The 4751-nt window shown below is 39.5% G+C and carries 4 protein-coding genes; all 4 read right to left on the bottom strand.

The window, feature by feature from the left end; translation table 11 throughout:
- Positions 1 to 67: 67 nt before the first annotated feature.
- Positions 68 to 1297: a pyridoxal phosphate-dependent decarboxylase family protein gene (locus E1176_RS05905; RefSeq protein ID WP_155209638.1), complete on the bottom strand. Its 1230-nt coding sequence runs from the start codon at positions 1295 to 1297 to the stop codon at positions 68 to 70.
- Between the two features lie 109 nt (positions 1298 to 1406).
- Positions 1407 to 2279 carry a 4-hydroxy-tetrahydrodipicolinate synthase gene (gene dapA, locus E1176_RS05900; RefSeq protein ID WP_155209637.1) on the bottom strand — a complete coding sequence of 291 codons (873 nt, stop codon included), beginning with the start codon at positions 2277 to 2279 and terminating at the stop codon, positions 1407 to 1409.
- Positions 2280 to 2792, bottom strand: coding sequence for a DUF6913 domain-containing protein (locus E1176_RS05895; protein ID WP_155209636.1), 513 nt, complete (start codon positions 2790 to 2792; stop codon positions 2280 to 2282).
- On the bottom strand, positions 2793 to 4751 hold a 1959-nt coding region (gene ligA, locus E1176_RS05890; RefSeq protein WP_155209635.1), incomplete at its 5' end, for an NAD-dependent DNA ligase LigA.

The following is a 4751-nucleotide window of genomic DNA, read 5'->3' as shown; positions in this document are numbered from 1 at the left end:
TTTCTAATGAGTCTATTAACCTTGATGTCTCAGAGCAGCCAAAAATTATAATTGTTAAATAAGGACTTTATTTAGCTGCTTTAAGCTCTTCAATAAATGGCTCCATATTTTCAATATTAACATGATCCATAATTACAATCTTATACCATTTAGGCGCATGATGATTATCAGGAACGAGTCCATATTTTTTGGCTAGCGATTGATCGATATGCTCACTTCTCATGGTCACAATATTAGACTCCGGATGTCTGTAATATACAATGCCCAATTCATCAAGGTGTTGACATAGCCAGTTTGCTCGATTTAATAAGACCAAAATCTTTTCGTACCAACCGTGCGGCCCATAAGTCATGAGTATCATCCATATAGCGACAGCATTTGCACCTGATCGGCTTCCGATTAATGTATAATCTTCACCTTCTACATAGCTGGCTTCTTTGGTCATGGCATAGTTAATCATGCCTTTTCTGATAAGAAAGATACCTGTACCATAAGGAGCCTGAAGCATTTTATGAGCATCAAGGGTCACTGAGGAAACCTTTGGGTTTGCGAAGTCTAATCTCGTAGATTGTGCTGCAAATGGATAGAAGAACCCACCGTAGGCTCCATCTACATGGATATGGTAGGTAGCATTAGCATTGTCCAAAGCTTCAATATAGGCATCTACATGATCTACTGAGCCAAACATTGTGGTCATCATGTTGGCAATTACTATGAAATACTTTCTGCCTTTTGACTGCTCATTTTTTATAACCTCTGCTATACCCACTGGGTCAATTTGTCGGTCTTCATCTGTTACAGGTACTTTAGCACAGGATATACTCAGTACATTGGCTGATTTGCTGGAAGAGTAATGACAGTCTGCTGATGTAAGTACACAAATTTCGTCATTGGTGGCTCCGAATTCCTGTTGATAGTAGTTTCGATAGACCCAGACGGCCTGCATGTTAGCTTCGGTTCCACCGGAGGCTACGTAACCATCTATGCTGTTTGGTTCAGCATTGAGTATGTTTTCAGCGCATATGGCAATTACTTCCTTTTCAACATCCTGTGTGCCCTTAAAAAAGCTTTCTGACTGACCTAAGGTATGACACCCTATGTGATTAGGGTTATGAATTAGTGTAGAAAGGTAAGGTGCATTACTTAAGAAAGGTGCATCCTGATAAAACACCTTATTGTCGAGGTGTGAAGCAGGTACACCAAGTATGTTCTGTTCGTAATAGTTTACATTTTGCTTGAGTGCACCAAATATGCGTTTTTGAATCTCTTCAGGAGATAGCTTTTTCCAGTTAGCCATAAAATTAATTGTGTTACGAGTTAAGAAAGGATCCTCGTGCGGAACAGCCGAATGGCCATCGCGAATATAGGAAAGTTTTTATTAACCCGTAAATCAATCAAAAATAGACTCAGAGACTAGTTAATGCGGTCTTAATAGATTTTTTTAAATCTTCAGTGGCTTCTAAAAGTGGAAGTCTTACATAATTTTCGCATACACCTTGTGACGCCAATACTTCTTTAATACCCACAGGGTTGCTTTCTGCATACATGAGTGGGTTGATCTGCAATAGTGGGAATAATGCTTTCTGTACCTGATTAAAATCTCCGTTAAAGGCACCTTCTTTTATTGATTTGAAATGGTCGCCAAAAGCATTTGCCAGAACGGAAATAACACCAACAGCACCAATAGCGTATAATGGGCCTGTCAACATATCATCACCTGAAATAAGCATAAAATCAGATGGCTTATTGTGGCTGATAGTCATCGCCTGTTCCAAATTTCCAGAGGCTTCTTTCACTCCAATAATATTCTTATGCTTAGCCAACCTTAAAGTGGTTTCAGCGCTAATATTTGACATTGTACGGCCGGGTACATTATATAAAATAACAGGAACAGGTGAGGCGTCTGCAATAGCTATGTAATGCTGATATATTCCTTCCTGTGAAGGCTTATTGTAGTATGGGCTTACTGATAGAATAGCATCTATACCTTCGAAGTTTGTGGTTTTAATTGTATCTAAAACAGCCTGCGTATTATTGCCACCCAAGCCATATACAATTGGTAAATTTTGCGCATTATTGTCTCTTACAAACTGAAGAATTTCTGCTTTTTCGGCACTGGTGGTGGTTGCTGATTCGCCTGTAGTGCCTTGCACAACATAATAATCTACACCTTTTTTAGCAGTAGCTTCTAAAAGGTTTTTCAAACCATCATAGTCAACATTTTTATGTTGATTGAAAGGTGTCACGAGAGCGACTCCTGTGCCGTGTAGTTTTTTCATTTAAGAAAGTATTTTAGTGTATTTATACATTTCGTTGATCAGACTATCGATGCTATTATCAGTGGTCTGGATCATCATTTCGCAGAAAGGCTCATTTTCTTCGCTAAACCTGCCAACACGGCATTTAGCCTTGCTCATGGCCAGTATATTACGAATTAGAGGGTTGCTTTCGACATCTAAATAAAAGAGATAGTCAAAAGGCTTTTTGGCGAATTTTTCTACTTTTTCGGAAGTAAAGGTCCCCCAGAAGTTAATGTCTTTTACAGTAAAAAAGTCAAACAGAAATTCGTGGTTTTCTTTTTTCTTAGGTAGGTAAGATAGCACTTCAACTTTTTTATTATCGGCTGACAGGCGATCTATAAAACGTTTGATGCTTTCGTGTTTGTGAAGGTCATCGATACTGAAAATAAGACCTATGGTTTCGGCATTATTATAAGCCATGCTACCACGAGGAACCTGGCTTTTTTTAATTATCGACTTGGTTTTATATGAAAGTAGCTTCTTATTTAACATTTACCCCTCGCTTAACATAGCATTAAACTCCTGCTCAGTAATAATCTTTACACCCAACTTTTCTGCTTTTTCTCTTTTAGCCGGGCCCATTTTGTCACCAGCCAATAGAAAATCTAATTTACCTGAAATGGCTGAAATTACCTTACCACCATTACTTTTTATTACCTCTTTTAGTTCATCACGACCATAACCTTCAAAGACCCCCGAGATAACAAATGATTTGCCATTAAGTAAATCAGAAGCTTGTTCCAGATCATCTTCTACAAAAGACAATTGTACACCAGCCTCTCGAAGACGACTGATTTCTTCCTTATTTTCTTCAGCATTAAACCAGGTGATCAAACTACTAGCTATACGTTCACCTATTTCAGGAACCTCTATGAGTTGGTCGAAAGATGCGTTTGACAAGTTATCGATAGTTTTAAAATAAGCAGCGAGCTTTTCTGCTACGGTTTTACCAACAAAACGAATTCCGAGTCCGAATAATACACTTTCAAAAGGAATTTCTTTTGAAGCCTCAATACCTTTCAATAAGTTTTTTGTACTAAGGTCTTTGAAGCCTTCTAATTGAAAAATCTCATCATAAGTAAGCGAATACAGATCTGCGGGACTTTTTACAAGGCCTTTCTCATATAATAGGTGAATGGTGCGCTCACCAATACTATCAATGTCCATGGCTTTGCGCTGAATAAAGTGCTCTATTCGTCCCTTGATCTGAGGTGGACAGCCTTTAACATTAGGGCAATAGTGTGCAGCTTCGCCTTCGTGACGTATAAGTGCTGTGCCACATTCCGGGCACTCTGTAATATACTCAACAGGTGTGAGGTCAGGCGTACGTGCCGTAAGATCAACCCCCGTGACCTTGGGTATAATTTCGCCTCCTTTTTCAACAAAAACCATATCACCGAGGCGCAGGTCTAACCGCTCTATTTCATTGGCATTGTGTAATGAAGCACGCTTAACCGTGGTGCCGGCCAGTAAAACCGGTTCGAGCTCTGCCACCGGGGTAATAGCACCTGTTCTGCCCACCTGATAAGTGATATTTTCTAGCCTAGTGGCCGCATTTTCAGCTTTATACTTATAAGCAATGGCCCATCGTGGACTTTTTGCTGTGAAGCCTAATTCCTGCTGCTGAGCTATACTATTTATTTTTATAACAATTCCATCGGTCTCAAGCGGTAAATCAAGGCGTTTGGTTTCCCATTCTGCTATGTAGGTCAATACTTCCGAAATGGTCTTGCATTTGCGATAAGTGGGAGAAACATTGAATCCCATTTTTTCTAACAAACCGATAGCTTCGCTATGTGTGTCTACTCCAAGATTATCTCCATTTAAAGAGTATAAATAGCAATCGAGATACCTTTTAGCTACAATGGATGAATCCTGCATTTTAAGTGAGCCACTTGTCGTGTTTCGCGCATTGGCATAAGGCTCTTCATTATTTGAAATACGCTCTTCATTTAGGTTTTTAAAGACATCTTTCGGCATAAATGCCTCTCCACGCGCTTCAAATATTTCAGGTACATTTGCTCCATTCACTCTGAGTGGAATAGTGCGAATAGTTTTTACATTGTTGGTAATATCATCTCCTCTGGTGCCATCACCTCTAGTTACACCTCGTGTGAGTAAGCCGTTTTCATAAGTAAGGCTCAGTGCCACACCATCAAATTTAAGCTCACAGAAGTACTCGTAATCTGTGGTACCCAGTCCTTTAGCTACTCGCTTGTCAAAATCTTCCAACTCCTCTTTTGAGTACGTGTTGCTCAGAGACAGCATCGGATATTTGTGATAGACCGTGTCGAATTCTTTAGTGATAGTGCCTCCGACACGTTGAGTAGGGGAGTCAGGTGCTTTTAATTCCGGGTGTTCATCTTCCAGTTTGGTAAGCTCTTCCAATAATTTATCAAACTCAAAGTCAGACACTTCTGATGTGTCTTTTTGATAGTACTGGAAATTATA

Source organism: Fulvivirga aurantia, from assembly GCF_009711475.1.
GTDB classification, from domain to species: Bacteria; Bacteroidota; Bacteroidia; order Cytophagales; family Cyclobacteriaceae; genus Fulvivirga; species Fulvivirga aurantia.
This window is presented reverse-complemented; position numbering and strand designations above follow the sequence as displayed.

Coding starts and splice junctions, on each gene's coding strand:
- dapA (WP_155209637.1), bottom strand. CDS start 2,279: ATGAAAAAACTACACGGCACAGGAGTCGCTCTCGTGACACCTTTCAAT.
- E1176_RS05905 (WP_155209638.1), bottom strand. CDS start 1,297: ATGGCTAACTGGAAAAAGCTATCTCCTGAAGAGATTCAAAAACGCATA.
- E1176_RS05895 (WP_155209636.1), bottom strand. CDS start 2,792: ATGTTAAATAAGAAGCTACTTTCATATAAAACCAAGTCGATAATTAAA.